Here is a 23,201-nt window from a genome sequence, read left to right on the forward strand (position 1 = left end):
CAACCCTCAACGCTATGGTGCGCACCAACAAACCCTGGAATCCGGCTTCCGTTTGAAGCACGGTTGCTCAACCGTCTCGGCGCTGCGCGCCGATCCACCTTCCCCCACAAGGGGAGAAGGCAGAGCGCCGCTACTCGTCCGCCTTGAACGTCTGCTTCTGCATGCCCAGCCCTTCGATGCCGAGCTCGACGACGTCGCCGGGCTTCAGGAACACCGGCGGCTTCATGCCCAGCCCGACGCCGGGCGGCGTGCCGGTCGAGATGATGTCGCCCGGATGCAGCGACATGAACTGGCTGAGATAGGAAACCAGGTAGGCGACGCCATAGACCATGGTCTTGGTCGAGCCGTTCTGCATCGTCTTGCCGTTGACCTTCAGCCACATCGGAATGTTCTGCGGGTCCTGGACCTCGTCCTTGGTCACCAGCCACGGGCCGATCGGCCCGAACGTGTCGCAGGACTTGCCCTTGGTCCACTGGCCCTGGCGCTCGGCCTGGAAGGCGCGCTCGGACACGTCATGCGCGACGCAGTAGCCGGCGACATAATTTAGCGCCTCGGCCTCGGTTACATATTTCGCGGTCTTGCCGATGACCACGCCAAGCTCGACTTCCCAGTCGGTCTTGACCGAGCCGCGCGGGATCAGCACGTCGTCGTCAGGCCCGACGATGGCCGAGCTTGCCTTCATGAAGATGATCGGCTCCGGCGGCACGGTGGCGCCGGTCTCGGCGGCGTGGTCGGAATAGTTGAGGCCGATGCAGATGAATTTGCCGGTGCCGGCAACGCAGGCGCCGATGCGCGGATTGCCGGAAACCGCCGGCAGCGATTTCGGATCGAGCTTCGACAATTTTTCGAGCGATGCCGGGTCGAGCGCCTTGCCGGCAATGTCGGTGACATGGGCGGAGAGGTCGCGGATCGTCCCATCCGCATCGAGCAGGCCGGGGCGTTCGCTCCCCGCTTCGCCATAGCGCAGCAGTTTCATTCTTTTTCTCCTGGTTGCGGCCGGAGGCCTCTTAGATCGACCAGCCACCGTCGATATTATAAGCCTGCCCCGACGTATAGGTGGCTCCAGCCAGATAGACGGCGAGATCGGCGATTTCCTCTGCTGTGCCGAGGCGGCCCATCGGCTGGCGGGCGATGAAGGCGGCGCGGGCCGCCTCGTAGTCGCCCTGCGCATGCATGCGGTCCTCCAGCGAGGGGCTTTCGACGGTGCCCGGGCAGATGGCGTTGCAGCGTATGCCCTTGCCGACATAGTCGGCAGCGACCGATTTGGTCAGGCCGATGACCGCAGCCTTGGTCAGCCCATAGACGAAGCGGTTGGGCACGCCCTTGGTCGAGCCGGCCAGCGACGCCATGTTGATGATCGAGCCGTCGCCGCGCTCCAGCATGCCGGGCAGCACGGCGCGGATGGTGCGGATCATCGAGCGGACGTTGAGATCATAGGCAAAATCGAGATCGGCGTCCTTCATCTCGAGGATCGAGCCGGAGTGGACGAAGCCGGCGCAGTTGAACAGCACGTCGACAGCGCCGATCTCGGCGAAGGCGTTCTCGACCGCCTGGTCGTTCAACACGTCGAGCTTGCGCGTTTTGATGCCAGCAATCTTGCCGAGGTCGGCGAGCAGCACCTCGTTGATGTCGGTGGCGTGGACGACAGCGCCCGCCTTGGCGAAAGCCAGCGCGCTCGCCCGGCCGATGCCTTGTGCCGCCGCCGTGACGACAACGATCTTGCCTGCCAGATCCGCCATGCTTTTTTTCTCCCTCTGTCGCCGCCCGGGTGCTATTCGCCTAGGGGCGGCAAATGTTTTTTCTCGGTAAAGAACATCTTTTGGCCCGTCAAGCCCGGCGCCGAGGCAGCGTCTTTCTCCCCGTCACTATACGGGGAGAAATGCCCGGCAGGGCAATAAGGGGCGGCGCCGACGTCGACAATTGCAATCTACGCACGCTCAGTCGCCGTAGGGCACCCAGACGTTCTTGACCTCGACGGCACGGCGCAGCAACGCATCGCCGGCGGCCTCGGTCGACGTCCAGTCGAGGCTGCGGCCATTGCCGGTCCAGACGCGCTTGAGATTGCCGACGGAGTCGGCTTCGGCCCTGGCGCAGGTCTCGGCATCGGCGAACAGCCACAGCCCGTCGACATCGTCATGCCTGGCCAGCACGCCGGCGAGCTCGGCGGTGCGGCCGGTGACGATGTTGATGGCGCCGGCCGGAACGTCGGAATATTCGATGACCTGGTAGAGATCGGTGGCAAGCAGCGGATATTTTTCCGACGGCACCGCGACCACGGTGTTGCCCATCGCCAGCGCCGGCGCCACCAGCGAGATCAGGCCAAGCAGCGGCGCATTGTCGGACGCCACGATGCCGACGACGCCGACCGGCTCATGCAGCGCCAGCGTGACGGCGCGGGCCGGCGGCTGGTGCACGCGGCCCTCGAACTTGTCGGCCAGGCCGGCATAGAGGAACAGCCGCTCGATCGATTGCTCGACCTCGTCTCGCGCGGCCTTGGCGGTGGCGCCTGTCAGCTCCGTTAAACGCGCCGCGAATTCTCCGGCACGGCCCGAAAGATTTTCGGCCACATAATACAGCACCTGGCTGCGGTTGTAGGCAGTCGCCTCCGGCCAGGCCTTGCAGGCACGTGCAGCCGCGACGGCATCGCGAACATCCTTGCGGCTGCCGAGCCCGACCTCGCCGGCAAGCTTGCCCTTGGCAGTGGCTATATCAAGCGAATAATTGCCGTCCGGCCTGACCTGCTTGCCGCCGATGAACAGCTTTGCCGTGCGGTCGATGGCGTCGCCTTCCGCCCGCTCGACAGGTTGTGTCGAAGCCGCTGCCGGCTTGATGGCCGGGCCGAGCGGCAGTTTTGCAAAGAGATATTCGAGCATGCCCTCGCGCCCGCCTTCGCGGCCGAAACCGCTTTCGCGATAGCCGCCAAAGCCGCAGGCGGCGTCGAACATGTTGGTGCCGTTGACCCAGACGACGCCGGCCTTCAATTGCGGCGCGACGTGCAGCGCAAGGTTGACGTTCTCGCTCCACACCGAGGCGGCCAGGCCGTAGCGCGCGTTGTTGGCGAGCTCGACCGCTTCCTCGGTGTTGCGGAAGGTCATGGTCGCCAGCACCGGGCCGAACACCTCTTCCTGCGCCAGAACGTTGGCCGGCGAAACGCCTGTCGCCAGCGTCGGCAAATGGTAATAGCCGGAGGACGGCAGCGCCACGTCGGGCTGCCAGCAGACGGCGCCCTGTTTGGCGCCTTCGGCGACCAGGCCCTTGACGCGATCGAGCTGGGTCAGGTCGACCAGCGGCCCGATATCGGTGTTCTTGTCGAGCGGGCTGCCGACGCGCAGCCGGCTCATCCGCGCCTTGACCTTGGCGATGAAGGCCTCGGCGATGCCCTCCTGCACCAGAAGCCGCGAGCCGGCACAGCAGACCTGGCCCTGGTTGAACCAGATGCCGTCGACCAGTCCCTCGACGGCGCTGTCGAGGTCGGCATCCTCGAAGACGACGAAGGCCGACTTGCCGCCAAGCTCCAGCGATATTTTTTTGCCCGACCCGGCAGTGGCCTTGCGGATGATCTTGCCGACCTCGGACGAGCCGGTGAAGGCGATTTTTTGGACGCCGGGATGGTTGACGATTGCCGCGCCTGCCTCCGGCCCGCCCTGGACGATGTTGACGACACCCTTCGGCACGCCGGCGCGCTGACAAATCTCGGCGAACAGGATGGCGGTGAGCGGCGTGAACTCGGCCGGCTTGAGCACCACCGTGCAGCCGGCGGCGAGCGCCGGCGCGATCTTCCAGGCCAGCATCAACAGCGGGAAATTCCACGGGATGATCTGGCCGACGACGCCGACGCCCTTATGGCTGGCGAAATCCCTGTCCAGCGCCTGCGCCCAGCCGGCATGATGGATGAAATGGCGGATCGCCAGCGGCACGTCGATGTCGCGGCTTTCGCGGATCGGCTTGCCGTTGTCGATCGATTCCAGCACCGCAAACAGCCGCTGGTGGCGCTGCATGGCGCGGCCGATGGCATAGAGCACCTTTGCACGGCTGTAGCCGGAGCTGGCGCTCCATTTCGGCAACGCTTTTGTCGCGGCCGAAACCGCCGCATCGATATCGGCAGCACCGGCATCCGACACCTTGGCCAGCAATTTTCCTGAAGACGGGTCGCTGGTATCAAAAGTCTTGCCGCTGGCGGCCGCCTTCCAGTCGCCGCCGATGAACAGCGCTTTCGAAAAATCACGCGCCGCAAGCCAGGCATCGGCCTCGTTGCGGGCCTCCGGCGCCGGACCGTAGTCCATGGCATGATAGCGTTCGAGAATGTTCATGGAGCGCTCCCGATAGTCACGCCATCGCGTGGCGATGATTGGCCGAATAATGACCAGTCAGATGATGTTCGAGCTGGCGCTCGATGTCGGTCAGAAGGCTCGATGCACCGAAGCGGAACAGGTCCGGCTCCAGCCATCGCCGGCCGAGTTCTTCCTTCATCAGCACCAGCCAGTCTAGCGACGCCTTTGCCGTTGAAATGCCGCCGGCCGGCTTGAAGCCGATGAGATAGCCGGTCTCCTCGAAATAGGCGCGGATGGCGCGCACCATGGCGAGGCCGACCGGCAATGTCGCGTTGACGCTTTCCTTGCCGGTCGAGGTTTTTATGAAATCGGCGCCGGCCATCATCGCCACCATTGAGGCGAGCATGACGTTGCGCAGCGTGGCGAGGTCGCCGGTGCCGAGAATGACCTTCAGATGCGCCTCGCCGCAGGCGGCGCGCATCGAGACGATTTCGCTATAGAGTTCCTGCCATTTCGCGGCAAAGACCAGGCCGCGCGGAATGACCACGTCGATCTCGTCGGCGCCGTCGCTCACCGACGCTTCGATCTCCTGCAGCCGCGTCGACAGTGGCGTGAGGCCGTGCGGGAAGGCGGTGGAAACGGCGGCGACATGGATGCCGCTGCCGCGCAGCGCATCGACGGCGGTGGCGACGAAGGGATGATAGACGCAGACTGCCGCCGGGCGGATCTTCTCGCCAGTAATACCAAGCCCTTCGACGATGTCGCGGCGGAACGGATTGACCGCCTTGGCGCACAGCCGCCGCACGCGCTCGTCGGTGTCGTTCGAGTTCAGCGTCGTCAGGTCCATGCAGGCGACGGCGCGCAGCAGCCAGGCGGCCTGGTTGTCGGCCTTGATCGAGCGCCGCTTGGTCAGGCTGGCGACACGCCGTTCCAGCGCCGAGCGGTTGACGCTGCGCATCGATTCCATGAAGCCGAGATCGAGCTTCATGCCGGGGTTGCGGGCAATGCCGTGCGCTTGCGGCGCCGGCGCATTGGCGGCGGCACGCGCCGGCAGCGGCGTGATCTTGGAAGGTCCGAGCTCGGCCTCGCGAATTGTGCTGCTCATCTCCTGCCCTTTGTTCGACGACTTGTGCCGAAGATAGACCGTGAAGCAGCGCTTCACGAGTCCTTCAGGCGGTCATAGCGGAAAAATCCCAACAGCGCGGCGGCTCAGGATAAAATGCTGATCCGCAGCGATCCTTGGCGCCCCCCTCTGTCCTGCCGGACATCTCCCCCACGAGGGGGGAGATTGGCAGCTTGGCCGCTCCGCTCAATCCTGCAACTTAGACAATTGGCGAAAGCCGGGATCACAGCCGATCTCCCCCCAAGTGGGGGAGATGTCCGGCAGGACAGAGGGGGGCGCTGTCCCGCCGGCGTCAAAGGTTCAGCACCGTCGTGGCGCTCGACCGAACTGTGTCGAGACCCTACCCGACAAACGCGCGTTCAACGACGAAGCTTGCCGGATGATGCAGCGAGCCTTCCTCGAAGCCGAGGCTTTCGGCCAGTTCCTTGACATCCCTGAGCATGTGCATCGAGCCGCAGATCATGATGCGGTCGGTCTCCGGATCGAGCTTGTCGATGCCGAGATCGGCATAGAATTTTCCCGAGCCGATCAGCGCGGTGATGCGGCCCATGCGCTCGGAGGTTTCGCGCGTCGTCGAATTGTAGAGCGTGACGCGGCCGCCGGTCAGCTCGCCGATCAGCGGGTCGTTCTCCAGCTCTGCAACCAGCTCCTGGCCGTAGGTCAGTTCGGCATTGTCGCGGCAGGTGTGGGTCAGCACGACCTGCTCGAATTTCTCAAAAGTGTCGGGATCGCGCAGCAGGCTGGCGAAGGGCGCGATGCCGGTGCCGGTCGAGATCATGAACAGGCGCTTGGCCGGGGTCAACGCGTCGACCACCAGCGTGCCGGTCGATTTTTGCCGCATGATGACGGTGTCGCCGATCTCGATTTTTTGCAGCTCAGACGTCAGCGGGCCGTCCGGCACCTTGATCGAGAAGAATTCCAGCTCGTCGTCCCAGGCCGGGCTGGCGATCGAATAGGCGCGGAACACCGGCTTCTCGGCATTGGGCAGGCCGATCATGACGAATTCGCCGGAGCGGAAACGCAGCGACTGCGGCCGGGTGATGCGGAACGAAAACAGCCGGTCGGTATAGTGCTTCACCGAGACGACGGTTTCGGCATAGACATTGGCCGGAATCGGGAACTGCAGCGGCCGGGCGCCGGCGGTGTTGAGCGCGGATGTGGTGTTCATCAAACCTAACCTTCTGGCCTAACCTTCTGGCCAACCCGAGGGCGCTGACGCCAAACTTTCTCCTGCGCGCCCGAACCGATCAGGTTCCGGCGTGCCGTTCGCACACTGCCAAGCGGTAAGCTCTTGTGTCCGGAATTTATTAGTATACAAATGATATTTGCGTCAAGACGCCAGGCTGAAACACCTTTCCAAACTGAGACATATCTGTAGTCCTGACATTTCGGGTTTCGACAATGGAAGAGAATTTTTCGGCGCAGACGCTGGATTCCTCGGGCAGCGTCGTCGCCGGCATCGATGTCGGCGGAACCTTTACCGACCTGCTTCTGATCGACGGGCGTCACGGTGGCAAGGTGCATATCGCCAAGACCCCGACCACCATCGACAATCAGGCCTTCGGCGTCGTTTCGGCGCTCGACGCCACCGGTTTTCCCATCCGCGGCATCGACCTCATCGTGCACGGCACGACCACCACCACCAACGCAGTGGTCGAGCGCCGGCTGGCCAGGACCGGCATGATCACCACGCGCGGCTTTCGCGATGTCATCGAGCTTGGCCGGCGGACGCGGCCGCAGGCCTATGGCATGACCGGCAGCTTCGTCCCGATCATTCCGCGCAACCTGCGGCTCGAAGTGTCGGAGCGCGTCGAAGCCTCGGGCGCGGTGCGCATTCCGCTCGACGAAGCCGAGATGCGCGCGGCGGTCTCACAACTGATCGCGGCCGGCTGCGAATCACTCGTCATCCACTTTTTGCATTCCTACGCCAATCCGGCGCATGAACGGCGCGCCGCCGAGATCGCCGCCGCGCTTTGGCCGAACAGCTACATCACGACAGGCCATGCGCTGCTGTCGGAAGCGCGCGAATTCGAGCGCGGCGTCACCGCTTCGGTCAACGCCTCGGTGCAGCCGATCCTCGAGCGCTATGTCGAGCGGCTGCGCAAGGAATTGGCATCAAAAGGCTACGCCCGCGACTTCCTGATCATGAACGGCAATGGCGGCATGATCTCGGCCCGCTTTGTCACCCGTGAATCGGCCAAGACCGTGATGTCCGGCCCGGCCTCCGGCGTCATCGCCGCCGCCTATACCGGAAAACGCGCCGGCTTCGAAAATCTGGTCACCTACGACATGGGCGGCACCTCGACCGACGTGGCGCTGATCCGCAATGCCGAACCGGCGGTGTCGAACGAGATCGAGATCGAATATGCAATGCCGATCCATGTGCCGATGGTGGCGGTGCACACGGTCGGCGCCGGCGGCGGCTCGATCGCCCGCGTCGATGCGGCAGGCCTGATCCAGATCGGCCCGGAAAGCGCCGGCGCCAATCCCGGGCCGATCTGCTACGGCCGCGGCGGCCGCGAGCCGACCATCACCGACGCCAATCTGGTGCTCGGCCGGCTGGCGCCGAAAAAACTGCTTGCCGTCGAGAACCCGGTCACATCAGAACACGTCACCGGCATCTTCGAGGACAGGATCGGCCGCCCCGCCGGCCTGTCCGGCGTCGAGGCGGCGGGCGCGGTGCTGCGGCTCGGCAACATCAAGATGGCCGGCGCCATCCGCATGGTTTCGGTGTCGCGCGGCCACGACCCGCGCGATTTCGCGCTGTTCGCCTTCGGCGGCGCCGGGCCGCTGCATGCGACAGCTTTGGCGCGCGAGCTCGGCCTGCCAAAAGTGCTGGTGCCGGCGCGGCCGGGCATCACCAATGCGCTCGGCTGCGTCGTCGCCGATCTCAGGCATGACTTTGTCAACACCGTCAACCAGCCGGTGGCCGGTCTTGATGAAATCCAGCTTCACGCGATATTGGAACGGCACCGAAACGAAGGCGAGGAGCTGATCGGCAAGGAAGCGGTAAAGCCGGAGACGATCCGCGTCAGCCATTCCGCCGACATGCAGTTCGTTGGCCAGACCCATATCATCAACGTGCCGCTGCCGTCGTCTTCGGTGACGCGCGCCGTCCTGCAGCAGCTGTTCGAAAAAGCCTATTTCGCCCGCTTCAAGGTCGAATTGCCGGAAATCCGCGCCAATCTGGTCAACCTCAACACCTCGGTCACCGGCGTGCGGCCGGCGATCGACCTGTCGCGGCTGATCGACCCGGCTGGCCGCACCAAAACGCTTGATGAGGCGCGCCGCGAGATCCGGCCGGTCTGGTATGGCGGACACTGGCACGACACGCCTGTCTACAGCAGGGAAAAGCTGCCGCTCGACGCCGTCATAGAAGGGCCGGCGATCCTCGAACAGATGGACGCCACCACCGTGCTTGAGCCCGGCGACCGGGCGCGATCGGACGCCGACGGCAACATCATCATCGACATTGGCATTGAGTGGAGGGCCTGAGATGCAAAAGCTCGACGCCATTACGCTTTCGGTCATCCAGGCAGCGCTGCAGCAGGTCTGCGACGAGATGGACCTGACCTTTTCGCGCGCTGCCTTCTCGCCTGTCATTGCCGAGGCCAACGATCGCTCCGACGGCATCTATTCGGCCGTCGATGGTTCGCTGATCGCGCAAGGCAGCCAGGGCCTGCCGGTGTTCGTCGGCGTCATGCAGTATTCGACCAAAACGGTGATCGAGATGATCGCCGACGGCCGCTGCCTGCCGCCCGAGCCAGGCGATATCTACATCGTCAACGACCCCTATCTCGGCGGCACCCATCTGATGGATGTGCGCTTCGCCATGCCGGTCTACAGAGACGGAAAGATTTTCTGCTGGCTGTCGAACACCGGTCACTGGCCCGACATCGGCGGCTCGGTGCCGGGCGGCTTTTCCGCCTCGGCAACGGCGGTCGAGCAGGAAGGCCTGCGGCTGCCGCCGGTGAAACTGTTCAAGCAGGGCGTGCTCGATCGCGAGATCTACGCCATCATCTGCTCGAACATCCGGGTTGCCGACCAGCGCATCGGCGACATCCGTGCGCAGGCGGCGGCACTGCTGATCGGCCAGGACCGTCTCAATGGAATCCTGGATCGTTACGGAAGTGAAACGGTCGTGGAGGCGATCGCCGAACTGCGCCGCCGCGCCGCCGAACAGATGCGCGCCAACATATCAGTCATTCCCGACGGCATCTATCGCTCGCAGGCTTTCGTCGATTCCGACGGAGTGGTCAACGAACCCCTGACCATCGCGCTTGCGGTGGAGAAACACGGCGACACGCTCAGCTTCGATTTTTCAGGCTCGTCAAAACCTTGCGCCGGGCCGATGAACAGCGTTCTGGCGACGACCTTGTCCTCGGTCTATCTCGCTATGCGCCATATTTTCCCTCATGTGCCGATCAGCGCCGGTGCCTTCGAGCCGCTGATCGTCAAGCGGCCGGAAGGCACTTTCCTCGACGCCAAATATCCGCGCCCGGTGTCGGGCTGCGCTGCCGAGGTTTCGCAGCGCATTGCCGAGGCGGTGTTCGCGGCGATGGTGCAGGCGCTGCCGGACAAGGTGACGGCGGCCCCGGCCGGCTCCAGCGGCAATTTCGCGCTCGGCGGCAACGACCCGGCCCGCGGCCGCGACTATGTCATGTACCAGATCTCCGGCGGCGGCTATGGCGGCAATGCCGGTCACGACGGCCTGACCAATGGCTGCTCGACCATCGGCATTTCAAAATCGCCGCCGGTCGAGATCATGGAACAGGCGTTTCCGGTGCTCTACCGCCATTATGCCCTGCGCGAAGGCTCGGGCGGCGCCGGCAGGCATCGCGGCGGTTTTGGCCTCGCCTATGAGGTCGAGATCCTGCGCGGCGACGCCCGCGCCTCCTTCGTCATGGACCATGGCCGTTTCGGCCCGCAAGGCGCGCTCGGCGGCAAGGACGGCGCGGTCAACACGGTGACCGTTTTTCGCGACGGCAAGCAACATGTGCCGCCGCACCTCTCCAAGGAGCAGGATATCGCGCTGAAGGCCGGCGACCGCGTGCGCGTCGGCACGCCGGGCGGCGGCGGCTATGGTGATCCCCTGAAGCGCGATCCGGAACTGGTGCTGCGGGATGTCAGGCTGGGGTACTATACGCCCGAACAGGCCAGCGAGAAATTTGGCGTTGCCCTTTCCGCGGACGGGTCGACAGTCGACCGAGCCGCCACCGAGCGGGCACGAGCAGCCGGCTGACTGCCGAAGCCCCAATCGGCCTTGCCGCGCCGTGATCGCCGCCGCGCATGTCGTTTCCGTCTCCGCCGCGCCAACAAAACCCCGTAGACTCGGCTCCCATCAACGGGGATCTGGATCATGCGCCTTTTCGGTCGTTTCTTGGCTGCCGCTTCCGTCGCCATGACGCTCGCCACCGGCGCTGCCTCTGCCCAGGACAAGAAACTCAGGCTTGGCACCGAGGGCGCCTATCCGCCTTTCAACTATGCCAATGCCGACGGCACGCTGGGCGGCTTCGACATCGATCTCGGCAAGGCGCTGTGCGCCGAGATGAAGACCGAGTGCGAGTTCGTCGTGCAGGATTTCGACGGCTCGATCCCGGCGCTGCAGGCCGGCAAGTTCGATGCCATCATCAACATCACCATCACGCCGGAACGCGCCGAGAAGGTCGACTTCACCCACAAATACTACCAGACGCCGCCGGCCATCGCGGTGCCGAAGGATTCGACCGTCACCGGCACCTCGCCCGAGGACCTCAAAGGCAAGGCGCTCGGCGTGCAGAGCGCGACGATCCACCAGAATTTCGCCGAGCAGAAATACGCCGGCTCGACCATAAGACCGTATCCGACCGGCGACGACGCCCGCACCGACATGGTCAACGGCCGCCTCGACGCGGTGATGGACGGCTCGATCCTGCTGACCGAATGGCTAAACAAGCCCGAGGGCGCCTGCTGCAAGCTGCTCGGCACCCTGGCCCCCGACCCGGCCATCCACGGCCCCGGCGTCGGCATCGCGCTGCAGAAGGGCAACAAGGAACTGACCCAAAAGCTCGACGCGGCGATCGACGCGCTGCGCGCCAACGGCAAATACAAGGAAATCAACGACAGGTATTTTGCCTTCGACGTCTACGGCGAGTAGCGAGTCCCGGGCAATCGCCTCAGGTTTGCGCTGCCCCTCATCCGCCTGCCGGCACCTTCTCCCCGTATAGTGACGGGGAGAAGGGGATTTCCTGCACCGCTGCCGATTGGCGAAATCCTCGGTGACGGCGTCCTTCTCCCCGTCACTATACGGGGAGAAGTGCCCGGCAGGGCGATGAGGGGCAGCGCCAACATCGACAATTGGTGAAGCCCGAACGGCGCTCCCCCTTCTACAGCAGCATCGTTGGGCCGGCCTTCACTTTTCCCGCTTGACTGACCCGCCGTACCGAATACGCTATTGGGGAAAATACCGGCTCCGACCGCCGGGCGGCAAAAATGCCTCGTATGCCTCGCCTTCCGCGGCGGCGGCTGCGGGGCATTGTTATTTTGGGGATTTGCTTGGGACGGCGTATTGAAATCGGCATCCTTTACTCGCGGTCGGGCAACTACCGCCTGCTGTCCGAATCCTGCCGTTCGGGTGCGATGACGGCCATCGCCGATGTCAACGCCGATCCCGCCATCCCGATCGAATTCGTTCCGGTCGAGCGCGACCCGCAAGGCAACATCGATGGCTACGCGACGGGCTGCGCCGACATTCTCGCCAACAGCGGCGCGCGCCACATCATTGGCTGCATCACGTCATGGAGCCGCAAGGAGGTCATCCCGATCCTCGAGCGCGCCGGCGGCACGCTCTGGTATGCCTGTCCCTATGAGGGCTTCGAAGCGAACGAGCATGTCGTCTACATGCATGCTTGCCCGAACCAGCATCTCGTTCCGCTGCTGGCCCATGTCGTGCCGCGCTTCGGCGCCAACGGTTTCCTGCTCGGCTCGAACTACATCTGGGGCTGGGAGACCAACCGTGTCGCCCGCGACCTGATCGCAGACGCCGGCGGCAAGGTTTTGGGCGAGCGCTATCTGCCGCTCGGCGAGGTCGATGTCTCCAGGCTGATCGCCGAGATCCAGGCGACCCGGCCGGATTTCATCTTGAACAACCTGATCGGCTCCTCGTCCTATGCCTTCATCGCGGCTTATGCCGAGCTCGCCGAACGCGACCCGCATTTCAGGCCGGAGCGCTGCCCGATCTTGTCCTGCAATCTCACCGAATGCGAGTTGCCGGCGCTCAACGGGGCGGGCAATGGCCACCTTTCCGTCGGGCCGTACTTTCACGACATCTCGGCAGCGGATCGCCAGGGCGATTCGGCGCCCTCCATCATGCCAGCCTCGTCCTTCGAGGCAGCGGCCTATGCCTCGGTGCGGACGCTTGCCGTAATCCTCGCCCGCAATCCCGGCGCACAATGGCCGGACCTTTCCCAGGCCTTTGCCGGAACCTCGTTTCGAACCCCGCTCGGCGACATCTCCATCGATCCGCAAACCCAGCACGCCACCTTGCCGGTGCAGATCGGGCGCATCGAGGGCACCGCGTTCAATGCCGTCACGGTGACCAAGGGTGTCGCGCCCGATCCCTATCTGTCCCGCTATGACCGGACCGAGACATTCGGCCGCCCACGCCTGAGGGTGGTCTCGTGAGCAAGGTCCCGCGCATCCCGAATCTCGGCGGCGCCAAGGCCTTTGTCCTGCATCGTCCGCATCCGACGGTGCAGGCGATCACGCGGCAACTGTCGGCCATCGGCCTCGAGACGGTCGGCTGCTGGCCGGAACTGCCGGCCGAGGCGCTGGCGGCGGATTTCGTCTTCTTCGATGCCGATCTCGGCTTCGACGAACAATTCCCCTGGGCGCCCGGCGAGGCGCCGATGCCGCTGGTCGCGCTGATCGGCTCCGAAGCGCCGGGCCGCATCGAGTGGGCGCTGTCGCACAAGGCCGACGCCCAGTTGCTGAAGCCGGTCGGCAATGCCGGCGTCTACAGCGCCCTTTTGATCGCGCGGCAGAGTTTCGAGGCGCGCAAGCTTTTGGCAAGCGAGATATCGTCGCTTCGCCTGCGCGTCGCGGAGCGCCAGACCATCGTGCGCGCGGTGGAGGCCTTGTCGAAAGGCGCCGAGGACGGCCGCGCCTACGCGCAGCTGCGGTCGCTGGCGATGAGCTGGCGGATCAGTGTCGAGGAGGCCGCGCGCAGGATCGTGGCGATGACGGAAGAAGGCGGCGATGACCAGTCCCATCGCGCCTGACCTTCCGGCAACCGGGCGCATGCCGGCCAGGCCGCGCGCCGGCGTCTGGCGGCGCCTGGTCAAGCGTCCCCTGGCATTGATCGGCCTGGTGATCGTTGCCGTCGTCGTGGCCGGCGCCGTCCTGGCGCCGTGGCTGACGGGCTACGATCCGAACGAGCAGATGTTCGACGGGCTGACGCTTGAAGGCGCGCCCTTGCCGCCGAATGCCAGCTTCTGGCTGGGCACGGATCTGCTCGGCCGCGATCTGCTGACCCGCATCCTTTTCGGCGCACGCACCTCGCTGATCATCGGCATCGTCGCCAACGGCGTGGCGCTTCTGATCGGCACGCTGGTTGGCGTCACCGCGGGCTATTTCCGCGGCTGGATCGGTGGCGCGCTGATGCGCTTCACCGATCTGATGATGGCCTTTCCGGCGCTGCTGCTCGCCATCTGCCTGGCGGCGGTGCTCCAGCCGAGCCTGTGGATCGTCGCCATGGTGATCGCACTGGTGAACTGGGTGCAGACCGCGCGGGTTATCTACACCGAGACCAGCTCGCTCGCCGAGCGCGAGTTCATCGACGCCGAGCGCACCATCGGGGCCAGCGCGCCACGCATCCTGTTTCGCCATATCCTGCCGCATCTGCTGCCGACGATCATCGTCTGGGGCACGCTCGGCATCTCGACCACGGTGCTGCTCGAAGCAACGCTCAGTTATCTCGGCATCGGCGTGCAGCCGCCGACCGCATCCTGGGGCAACATCATTTTCGAGAACCAGACTTATTTCCAGGCAGCACCCTGGCTGGTCTTCTTTCCGGGTGCGGCGATCCTGGCGCTGGCGCTGGCCTTCAACCTCATCGGCGATGCGCTGCGCGACATCCTCGATCCGACGCAAAGGGGCCGGGCATGATCGCCTATCTCGGCCGCCGCGTTATCCAGTCCGTGCTCATCCTGCTCGGCGTCTCATTGATCACCTTTGCACTGCTCTACCTGCTGCCCGCCGACCCCGTCCGCCAGATCGCCGGCCGCAGTGCCACGCCCGAAACGGTCGAGAACATCCGCCGGCAGCTCGGCCTCGATCAGCCCTTCTTCATCCAGTACTGGCACTATCTGATCAGCCTGCTCAGCGGCGATCTCGGCCGCTCCTACATCCAGCGTTCCGAGGTCACGGAGCTCATCGTCTCGCGGCTGCCGGCAAGCCTGCTTTTGATGGTCGGCGCCATCCTTTGCGAGCTGGCGATCGGCCTGACGATGGGCCTTGTTGCCGCCGTCAGGCGCGGCACCGCCACCGACCAGACGCTGATGGTCGCGTCCTTTGTCGGCGTCTCGGCGCCGCAGTTCGTCGTCGGCCTGCTGCTCCTTTACGTATTCGCCGTGCAGCTCGGCTGGTTTCCGATCGGCGGCTACGGCACCTGGCGCCATCTGGTGCTGCCGTCCCTGACCATGGGAATACTCGGCGCCGGCTGGTACGCCCGCATGATGCGCTCGTCGATGATCGACGTGCTGCGCCAGGATTATATGCGGACCGCCCGCGCCAAGGGCCTTGCGCGCGGCGCCATCATCTTCCGCCATGCACTGCCCAACGCCATCCTGCCGGTCATCGCCATGATCGGCATCGACATCGGCATCTTCATGGGCGGCATCGTAGTGGTCGAAAGCGTGTTCGGCTGGCCCGGCATCGGCCAGCTTGCCTGGCAGGCCATCCAGCGCGTCGACATTCCGATCATCATGGGCGTCACCCTGGTTTCGGCCTTCGCCATCGTGCTCGGCAATCTCCTGGCCGACACCGTCGCACCGTTCATCGACCCGCGCATCAAGCTCAGATGAAGGCAAAAAAGACCGGTAACAACCAGAGAAAGGGAACATGAGATGAAGAAATTCTTGACCTCCACCGTTGCGGTATCGGCGCTCGCGCTGATGCTCGGCATGACAAGCGCCCGCGCCGAAGACGTCGTCGATCCGAACGCCAAGCCGGGCGGCGCGATCACCATCACCTACAAGGACGACGTCGCCACGCTCGATCCGGCCATCGGCTATGACTGGCAGAACTGGTCGATGATCAAGAGCCTGTTCGACGGGCTGATGGACTACGAGCCGGGCACCACCAATCTGCGGCCCGACCTCGCCGAGAGCTACGAGATTGCGCCCGACGGCAAGACCTTCACCTTCAAGCTGCGCCAAGGGGTGAAGTTCCACAATGGCCGCGAGATGACTGCCGACGACGTGAAATATTCGCTCGATCGCGTCACCAATCCGAAGACGCAGAGCCCGGGCGCCGGCTTCTTTGGCTCGATCAAGGGCCATGAGGATGTCGCTGCAGGCAAGGCGGAAAGCCTGGCGGGCGTCACCGTCGTCGACCCCTACACCATCAAGTTCGAACTGACCCGGCCCGACGCCACCTTCCTGCATGTCATGGCCATCAACTTCTCGCATGTCGTGCCGAAAGAGGAGGTCGAGAAATACGGCGCGGATTTTGGCAAGCATCCGGTCGGCACCGGGGCTTTCAAGTTCGCCGAATGGACGCTCGGCCAGCGCGTCGTCTTCGAGCGCAACCCGGATTACTGGCACAAGGGCCTGCCGCATCTCGACAAGGTCAGCTTCGAGATCGGGCAGGAGCCGATCGTGGCGCTGCTGCGGCTGCAGAAGGGCGAGATCGACGTGCTCGGCGACGTTATTCCGCCGGCCAAGTTCCAGGAGGTGATGGCCGATCCCGAGCAGAAGGCCCGTGTCGTCGAGGGCGGCCAGTTGCACACCGGCTACATCACCATGAACACCACCATGGCGCCTTTCGACAATGTGAAGGTGCGGCAAGCGGTCAACATGGCGATCAACAAGGACCGTATCGTCCAGCTGATCAACAACCGTGCGGTGCCGGCCAACCAGCCGCTGCCGCCGTCGATGCCCGGCTACGACAAGGAATTCAAGGGCTATCCCTATGACGTGGCCAAGGCCAAGGCTTTGCTTGCCGAGGCCGGTCATCCCGATGGTTTCGACACCCAGCTGTTCGCCATGAACACCGATCCCAACCCGCGCATTGCCCAGGCGATCCAGCAGGACCTGGCGGCAGTCGGCATCAAGGCCAGCATCCAGTCGCTGGCGCAGGCCAATGTCATCGCGGCCGGCGGCGACAAGGCCGGCGCGCCGATGATCTGGTCCGGCGGCATGGCCTGGATCGCCGATTTCCCCGATCCGTCGAATTTCTACGGGCCGATCCTCAGCTGCGCCGGCGCGGTTCCGGGCGGCTGGAACTGGTCGTGGTACTGCAACAAGGATCTCGACGCCAAGGCGGCGGAGGCTGACTCGATCGTCGATCCGGCCAAATCAGGCGAACGTGCCAGGATGTGGAGCGCGATCTACGGCAAGATCATGGAAGACGCGCCCTGGGTGCCAGTCTTCAACGAGCAGCGCTTCACCATGAAATCGCCCCGGATGGGCGGCGCCGACAATCTCTATGTCGACCCTGTCCATATCCCGATCAACTACGACAATGTGTATGTGACCGATGTGCAATAACTGCGACTACACCATCCACGGGCGCCATCACCATTTCGGCTGGGACAATTCCTTTGTCCCGACTGAGCGGGTGGCGCCCGGTTCGACGATCGAGTTTCAGTGCCTGGACTCGTCCGGAGGCCAGTTGACGCTGGACAGCACTGTGGACGACGTCGCTTTGCTCGACTTCGCCAAGGTGAATCCCGTCACCGGGCCCATCTATGTCGACGGGGCTGAGCCGGGCGACGCGCTGAAGATCACAATTGAGATGTTCAAGCCGTCCGGCTTCGGCTGGACGGCGAACATTCCGGGGTTCGGGCTGCTCGCCGACGATTTTCCGGAGCCGGCGCTGAACATTTGGACATACGACGCCGCCTCGCTCGAGCCGGCGCTGTTCGGCAAGCATGCGCGGGTGCCGCTAAAACCCTTTGCCGGCACCATCGGCAACGCGCCGGCTGAAATGGGTCTCCACTCGGTGGTGCCGCCAAGGCGCGTCGGTGGCAATCTCGACATCCGCGATCTCGCGGCGGGCATCACGCTCTATCTGCCGGTGGAGGTCGCCGGTGCGCTGTTTTCGGTCGGCGATACGCATGCCGCGCAGGGCGACGGCGAAGTGTGCGGCACGGCGATTGAAAGCCCGATGGATGTCGTGCTCAAGCTCGACCTGGTTAAAAATGCGCGGTTGAAGACACCGCGCTTCACCACGCCTGGCCCGGTGACGCGCCATCTCGATGCCAAGGGCTATGAGGTGACGACCGGCATCGGACCGGACCTGATGACGGGCGCCAGGGAAGCGGTCTCCCAGATGATCGACCTGCTTGCCGGCCGCTACGCAATGGACCCGGTCGAGGCCTATATGCTGGTTTCGGTCTGCGGCGATCTCAGGATCAGCGAGATCGTCGACATGCCGAACTGGGTGGTGTCGTTCTACTTCCCGCGCTGCGTCTTCGAATGAGCAAAGGCGCAACCAGCAAGCGGACCGGGGTTGCCGCCCCGGCCGTTTCGGTCACGGCTGGTCCGGTGCTGGAAATCTCCGACCTCTCCGTCAGCGTGCGCGGCGAAGACGGCGAGCGGCCGGTGGTATCAGACCTGTCGTTCTCGCTTGCGCGCGGCGAGACGCTTTGCATTGCCGGCGAATCCGGTTCCGGCAAATCGATGACCGCGCTGGCGATCATGCAGTTGCTGCCGCAGCCTGCAGCCCGCATAGAATCCGGCACGATCCGGCTTCACGATATCGATCGAGGTGACATCGATCTGGCGGTGCTCGATGAGCGTCGGATGCGCCGTATTCGCGGCGACCGCATCGCGATGATCTTCCAGGAGCCGATGACCTCGCTCAATCCGGTGCTGTCGATCGGCCGGCAGCTGGTCGAGTCCATCGAGGCCCATACCGGCCTGTCGCGTGCCGAGGCCCGCCGGCGCGCCGTCGAGGCGCTGAAGGCCGTCCGCATCTCGGAAGCCGAAAGCCGGCTAAGACAGTTTCCGCACGAACTGTCCGGCGGTATGCGCCAGCGCGTGATGATCGCCATGGCGCTGGCGCTGAAACCGGATGTGCTGATCGCCGACGAGCCGACGACGGCGCTCGACGTCACCGTGCAAGGCGAGGTGCTGGAACTGTTGCGCGATCTGCAGCGCGAACACGGCACCAGCGTCATCCTCATCACCCACGACATGGGCGTGGTTGCCGAAATGGCCGATCGCGTCGTCATCATGCGGCACGGCCGCATGGTCGAGCAGGGAACAGCCGCCGATATCTTTGCCCGCCCGCAAGCCGACTATACGCGTGAACTGCTCGCCGCCGTGCCGCGCATTGGTACCGGCGTCGGCCGCCAAAAATCCGCCGAACAAAAATCCGTCGAAGCGGAAATGCCCAGAAGCGTGGCGGTGGTTAACGATCTGCATGTCCATTTCGACCTGCGCGGTGGCTTCTTCGGCCAAGTGAACCGCCGTGTCCACGCCGTCGAAGGCGTCAGCTTTTCGATCGCGCCGCACGAGACGCTGGCGCTGGTCGGCGAATCCGGCTGCGGCAAGTCGACCACCGCCAAGGCGCTGGCCGGGCTTGTGCCCTACCACGGCGATATCGTCATCGGCGGGCGCAATCTGGCGGGCCTTGGCCGCGACCAGCGCAAGGCGGTTCGCCGCGACGTGCAGATGATTTTTCAGGATCCCTATGCCTCGCTCGACCCGCGCATGCGCGTCGGCGACCTCGTTGCCGAGCCGCTGTTGATCCATGGCATCGCTTCGAAGGAAGAGCGTAGCCAGCTTGTGGCGGCGCTGTTTGAACGCGTCGGTCTCTCGGCCGATCAGATGGAGCTCTATCCGCACGAATTCTCGGGCGGCCAGCGCCAGCGCATCTGCATCGCCCGCGCGCTGGCGCTCAGGCCCAAGCTGATCATCGCCGACGAAAGCGTTTCGGCGCTCGACGTGTCGGTGCAGGCCCGCGTGCTCGACCTGTTGAAGGAACTGCAGCGCGAATTCGGCATCGCCTATCTGTTCATCTCGCACGACATGGCGGTGGTCGAGAACATTTCCGATCGTGTCGCCGTCATGTATCTCGGCCAGATCGTCGAAATGGGCACCCGCGACCAGGTCTTTTCGAACCCGCGCCATCCCTACACGAAGCGCTTGATCGAAGCCGTGCCGGTGCCCGATCCGGCAAGACGCCGGCCGCGTTTCGCGCGTCTCGATCAGGAGATTCCGAGCCCGACCCGAAAAATCGGCGAAGAGCCGCCGAAACTGGCCCTGAGGGATCTTGGCAACGGTCATCTCGTTGCGGTTTCCTGACGTGCGCAACTGTCGGCATTCTTGCGACGCTCAGAGCCACCGCCGCACGCTTCGCCGGTAGCCGCGATACACATCGCCGAAACGCCGTTCGAGATAGGCCTCCTCACGCGCGACGACGCCGTAGCGGATCAGGATCGCAAGCGGCAGCGTGAGGACAAGGATCCAGATATTCTGCGCGGCCACCCCGATGCCGCCATAGATGAGGAACATGCCGAGATAGATCGGATTGCGCGTCCAGCCGTGGATGCCGGTCGTCACCAGCACGCGCGTCGGCTCATTCGTCGGCACCGGCGTCGTCGCGCGGGTGAAGTTGCGAATGCCCGCGGCGAAAACCACAAAACCGATCACGATCAGCGAGCCGCCGATGATCCAGGTGACCAGGTCATTCCTGGGAATCGGGAACGACAAGCGCAGCAGGCGATCAAGGACGAAGCCGATCAGCAGAGCAGCAAGAAAGAGCAGAGGCGGTCTCGCGATGACGCCTGCGGTTTCGGTGTCGGTTTGCCCAGCCGGGTCCATTGCCATGCCTGCTCCCGCAGATGCCTAGGGCTACGAAGCCCCATGCCGCCTAATGATGACAACCAAGGTGTCATTCTAGAAGTTGACAACTGTGGTGTCAATCGCAGAAATTGGCACGGAAAAGGGGAAAGAAAGCGATGGCGTCGGCACGACACCGGACTGACCGAACGACGCGGACGGACCCCATCGTTGACGGCAAGGCCGAGGCGATCACCGAGCTGATGCTCGAAGTGGCCCAGTGCTTCTTCAGAATACGCGCTCTCGGCCAGAAGACAGGGCTCATCACCAGTTGGGGCGGCGGTGCGTTCGGCTTCATGCGAAGCCTCGCGCTGCTTGGTCCGCTCACCGTGCCGCAGATCGCCCAGATGCGGCCCACCAGCCGTCAGCGCATGCAGCGGCTGGCGGATGAGCTTGCGGCCGAGGGGCTGGTCGAATTCATCGACAATCCAAAACACCGGCGCTCGAAGCTTGTGCAGCTGACGCGCAAAGGCGCCGCGCGCTACGGCGAGCTCAACGCCCAGCTCCTGGCGATCGCCTCGACCATGGGCGTCGCTCTCGACGAAGCCGACATCCGCAAGACCGCCGATATCGTGCGGCAGCTGAGCGACGATGTGAAACTGCGGTCGGAGCGGCTGGGCTGATGGAAAGGCTGTGAAGCCATTGAAGCGATCGCCGATGCTTGAGCGATGAACTCGCCGACCGTTTGCCGCTTCCACCCGCCCCGCCGGCGGACGATTGCCAACCGGAACCTCTGCGGAGTTGAGGCGTTCGAACCGCAAAGTTGAGAGCTGCGCCACCGCAAAAAGAGTACTGCAATGGCTCAGAAGAACCACCGGCACGAACGACCGGCCGCGCAACGAAACCATATCCGGCGAACCTGATGACAGCAGCACGCCGCTTGAAGTCGACGAGGCTGCCGCCCGGCTAGGAAAGCAGTTGCAAGGCAAACCCGGGCAATTTGGCGAAGCCAATCCCGACGCGGCAGGCATTCCCGGCGCCGGCGTGATTATCTGTCGCCGCTGCGCCGGGACAGGCATGATCGACGGCCGCACCTGCCCCGAATGCGGCGGAACCGGAAAGACGCCGATAGGCTGACGCGGTCAGGGAGAGCGATCGCGGGGCAACCTCGATCACTGAAGAGCCAAGGGGCCGATGCAAATTGTGCGGATCAGATCGCCGGCACCCATTTCCAGAACACGCCCTCCATCCGTTCGGGATAATGCTTGAACTCGCATTCGAAGCGCCATCCGTAAGTCTTGGCGGCCGTCAGCGCTGCCGGGCTGACCGGGTTCATGCCCGTTCCCGGCGCGAACCAGTCTTCCAGCAAGTCGTCGGGTACATAGGCGCCGATCCTCAAAGGCAGCTTTTCGAGGACGACATCCATTTCCTCAGGTGCGGGCATGGGGTCTCCTTTCGAGATTTATCGACGAACAAGGCATTCCAAGCCGATTGGGTTCCAGACTATCCCGAACTCGTTGATCGCAGGTGGCCGCCCGCCTCTTGGCTTGCTAGGACGCTAATCCTGGTTGCTACGGTGACCGGTCAGTCGTGATGTAGACTTAGACAGAGAAGCGCGCCTAATCGCGGCCTGTCACGAGCCTCGTCTGAACTGATACGCCCGGTGCCAGGCAAGGCGTTGCTCGTGTTTTTCCGTCAGCTGAAGAGGATCCAGCCAGCGCAGCTCGGCGCGCGCTACCTCGCTCAATTCAGGCGAGAACTCAGGACTGCCCTCGTTATTGAAGGTCACGAGACCCTGGTCGAATGCGGCGTCCCACAGCGCCGAGAGCAGCAGGCCGTTGTGCACGTCCAGCCGCTCGGCGTCTGTCTGGCAATCCTTCCACGGGATGATGTGCGAGGCCCGCATCAGGGCCGTGTCGGTGATGCCCGTCAGCGGACAACGACCTTGCCAGTAGGCCAACAGCCGGTCGCGGAAGATGTCCTGGCCGATGCGCTGAATGACCAGTCTCTCGGCTTCGGTCGTCCTGGGCAAGTCGCGGGTCGCGTCACGAAAGGCCTCGAGCGGTGCGTCCGGCAAGGACACGCCTAGATGATAGACCTTTTTCCAGGACCGGGTAGAGTTCGGAAAGCCGCGCGAATGCGTAGCGGGCCAGGCTGGGTCCTGGCATGTCGGCGCGATTCTCTTGGAGTTCCTCGACCACGCCGGCATGATCGAGGGCCAGGCACCACGGACCGTTCTGCCCCGCGGCGGCGAGACGGATGGTTCCTTTGGCGGTGGTGGAACCAAAGCCGGCCCATCCCTCAACTTCGCCCAAGGTGCGGCGGAAGCCGTTCTGCCAGGCAACCTTGCGGCATTCCTCTGCAACGACGAAGCTTTGGGGTGTTTCGATCAAAGGCATTGGCTCGCGGCCACAAAAGCCCGGAATTCGAGGTCGTTCAGCCTCAAGCGAAAGGATGGAGAAGCCGCCCACTTAGCGGAAGGCTACAGTTCACGAGGCTTCGACAGCTGGCGGAAGCCCGACTTCCGCAAGAAGTTTCGTTGCCTCCTCCAATCGCCCATTGTCGGTTTTCGAGCCCTTGCGGCGGCGTATCTCAGCTTTCCAGTCATCGACCTTTTCGAACTCCGCCAGCCAATGGGCCGTGGCGGCAAGTTCGAGCACTGTCACGTTTTCTGTCGCGAGCCGTTTCGTGACATTGCGCAAGCGGTCGTCCTTCAGGCAGGAAAACGCCTTCCCCTCGGCACCGTGCACGAACGCGCTATAGCGCGCGCCGTCGGACTTCCTGTAGCCGTACTCCTCCATCCCCTGGACTTGCTTCGGG

22 protein-coding genes are annotated in these 23,201 nt (G+C 64.2%); 12 read left to right on the top strand and 10 right to left on the bottom strand.

Annotation, left to right across the window (positions count from 1 at the left end):
• Positions 1–130: 130 nt before the first annotated feature.
• The 5 genes from AC0L28_RS04570 to AC0L28_RS04590 form a co-directional block, all read right to left on the bottom strand.
• Positions 131–976, bottom strand: coding sequence for a fumarylacetoacetate hydrolase family protein (locus AC0L28_RS04570; RefSeq protein WP_287176408.1), 846 nt, complete (start codon positions 974–976; stop codon positions 131–133).
• A gap of 31 nt (positions 977–1,007) precedes the next feature.
• Positions 1,008–1,739: an SDR family oxidoreductase gene (locus tag AC0L28_RS04575; RefSeq protein WP_473475858.1), complete on the bottom strand. Its 732-nt coding sequence runs from the start codon at positions 1,737–1,739 to the stop codon at positions 1,008–1,010.
• A gap of 198 nt (positions 1,740–1,937) precedes the next feature.
• Entirely contained in the window at positions 1,938–4,310 is a 2,373-nt protein-coding gene (locus AC0L28_RS04580) for an aldehyde dehydrogenase family protein (protein WP_473475860.1), read from the bottom strand.
• 16 nt (positions 4,311–4,326) lie between these two features.
• The gene (gene deoC / locus AC0L28_RS04585; protein ID WP_473475862.1) at positions 4,327–5,376 is read right to left on the bottom strand and encodes a deoxyribose-phosphate aldolase; all 1,050 of its coding nucleotides are present in this window, start codon (positions 5,374–5,376) and stop codon (positions 4,327–4,329) included.
• Positions 5,377–5,734: 358 nt separating this feature from the next.
• Positions 5,735–6,562 carry a ferredoxin--NADP reductase gene (locus tag AC0L28_RS04590; protein ID WP_091591868.1) on the bottom strand — a complete coding sequence of 276 codons (828 nt, stop codon included), beginning with the start codon at positions 6,560–6,562 and terminating at the stop codon, positions 5,735–5,737.
• Positions 6,563–6,795: 233 nt separating this feature from the next.
• Between AC0L28_RS04590 and AC0L28_RS04595 the strand changes: the two genes are divergently transcribed.
• The 10 genes from AC0L28_RS04595 to AC0L28_RS04640 all read left to right on the top strand — a co-directional run bounded on the left by AC0L28_RS04595 (position 6,796) and on the right by AC0L28_RS04640 (position 19,904).
• Positions 6,796–8,889 (top strand): hydantoinase/oxoprolinase family protein, encoded by a 2,094-nt coding sequence (locus AC0L28_RS04595; protein WP_473475865.1) that lies wholly within the window; start codon positions 6,796–6,798, stop codon positions 8,887–8,889.
• Between the two features lies 1 nt (position 8,890).
• A complete protein-coding gene (locus AC0L28_RS04600) occupies positions 8,891–10,636 on the top strand; it encodes a hydantoinase B/oxoprolinase family protein (protein ID WP_473475867.1) in 1,746 nt (581 codons plus the stop codon).
• A 117-nt stretch (positions 10,637–10,753) separates the two neighbouring features.
• Entirely contained in the window at positions 10,754–11,530 is a 777-nt protein-coding gene (locus tag AC0L28_RS04605) for an ABC transporter substrate-binding protein (RefSeq protein ID WP_473475870.1), read from the top strand.
• A 398-nt stretch (positions 11,531–11,928) separates the two neighbouring features.
• Positions 11,929–13,056: a transporter substrate-binding protein gene (locus tag AC0L28_RS04610; RefSeq protein ID WP_473475873.1), complete on the top strand. Its 1,128-nt coding sequence runs from the start codon at positions 11,929–11,931 to the stop codon at positions 13,054–13,056.
• On the top strand, positions 13,053–13,652 hold the full coding sequence (locus tag AC0L28_RS04615) for an ANTAR domain-containing response regulator (RefSeq protein WP_473475876.1): 600 nt from the start codon (positions 13,053–13,055) through the stop codon (positions 13,650–13,652). Before AC0L28_RS04610 ends, AC0L28_RS04615 begins: the two co-directional genes overlap by 4 nt.
• Positions 13,630–14,538: an ABC transporter permease gene (locus AC0L28_RS04620; protein WP_473475878.1), complete on the top strand. Its 909-nt coding sequence runs from the start codon at positions 13,630–13,632 to the stop codon at positions 14,536–14,538. Before AC0L28_RS04615 ends, AC0L28_RS04620 begins: the two co-directional genes overlap by 23 nt.
• Positions 14,535–15,455: an ABC transporter permease gene (locus tag AC0L28_RS04625; protein WP_287065098.1), complete on the top strand. Its 921-nt coding sequence runs from the start codon at positions 14,535–14,537 to the stop codon at positions 15,453–15,455. Before AC0L28_RS04620 ends, AC0L28_RS04625 begins: the two co-directional genes overlap by 4 nt.
• A gap of 42 nt (positions 15,456–15,497) precedes the next feature.
• Positions 15,498–17,141 (top strand): ABC transporter substrate-binding protein, encoded by a 1,644-nt coding sequence (locus tag AC0L28_RS04630; RefSeq protein ID WP_473475881.1) that lies wholly within the window; start codon positions 15,498–15,500, stop codon positions 17,139–17,141.
• Positions 17,131–18,075, top strand: a complete 945-nt coding sequence (locus AC0L28_RS04635; RefSeq protein WP_473475883.1) for an acetamidase/formamidase family protein — start codon at positions 17,131–17,133, stop codon at positions 18,073–18,075. Before AC0L28_RS04630 ends, AC0L28_RS04635 begins: the two co-directional genes overlap by 11 nt.
• Positions 18,072–19,904, top strand: coding sequence for an ABC transporter ATP-binding protein (locus AC0L28_RS04640; protein WP_473475886.1), 1,833 nt, complete (start codon positions 18,072–18,074; stop codon positions 19,902–19,904). The genes AC0L28_RS04635 and AC0L28_RS04640 overlap by 4 nt, the downstream gene beginning before the upstream one ends.
• 30 nt (positions 19,905–19,934) lie before the next feature.
• Here the strand turns inward: AC0L28_RS04640 and AC0L28_RS04645 are convergent, their stop codons facing one another.
• Complete coding sequence (locus tag AC0L28_RS04645) at positions 19,935–20,429, bottom strand: methyltransferase family protein (protein ID WP_473475888.1); 495 nt, start codon at positions 20,427–20,429, stop codon at positions 19,935–19,937.
• A gap of 131 nt (positions 20,430–20,560) precedes the next feature.
• On the opposite strand from AC0L28_RS04645, the gene AC0L28_RS04650 reads away from it, so the two are divergent.
• Both AC0L28_RS04650 and AC0L28_RS04655 read left to right on the top strand, forming a co-directional pair.
• Complete coding sequence (locus AC0L28_RS04650; protein WP_473475890.1) at positions 20,561–21,064, top strand: MarR family winged helix-turn-helix transcriptional regulator; 504 nt, start codon at positions 20,561–20,563, stop codon at positions 21,062–21,064.
• Positions 21,065–21,158: 94 nt separating this feature from the next.
• Positions 21,159–21,518, top strand: a complete 360-nt coding sequence (locus tag AC0L28_RS04655) for a hypothetical protein (RefSeq protein WP_473475892.1) — start codon at positions 21,159–21,161, stop codon at positions 21,516–21,518.
• 73 nt (positions 21,519–21,591) lie between these two features.
• On the opposite strand, the gene AC0L28_RS04660 is transcribed toward AC0L28_RS04655, so the two are convergent.
• From AC0L28_RS04660 to AC0L28_RS04675, 4 genes are all read right to left on the bottom strand, one after another.
• Positions 21,592–21,825 (bottom strand): hypothetical protein, encoded by a 234-nt coding sequence (locus AC0L28_RS04660; RefSeq protein ID WP_473475894.1) that lies wholly within the window; start codon positions 21,823–21,825, stop codon positions 21,592–21,594.
• Positions 21,826–22,014: 189 nt separating this feature from the next.
• Positions 22,015–22,458: an HNH endonuclease gene (locus tag AC0L28_RS04665; RefSeq protein ID WP_473475897.1), complete on the bottom strand. Its 444-nt coding sequence runs from the start codon at positions 22,456–22,458 to the stop codon at positions 22,015–22,017.
• The gene (locus AC0L28_RS04670; protein ID WP_473475899.1) at positions 22,427–22,852 is read right to left on the bottom strand and encodes a hypothetical protein; all 426 of its coding nucleotides are present in this window, start codon (positions 22,850–22,852) and stop codon (positions 22,427–22,429) included. The genes AC0L28_RS04665 and AC0L28_RS04670 overlap by 32 nt, the downstream gene beginning before the upstream one ends.
• Before the next feature lie 18 nt (positions 22,853–22,870).
• Complete coding sequence (locus AC0L28_RS04675) at positions 22,871–23,182, bottom strand: hypothetical protein (RefSeq protein WP_473475901.1); 312 nt, start codon at positions 23,180–23,182, stop codon at positions 22,871–22,873.
• Positions 23,183–23,201: the final 19 nt, after the last annotated feature.

This window comes from Mesorhizobium sp. WSM4847 (assembly GCF_055811335.1).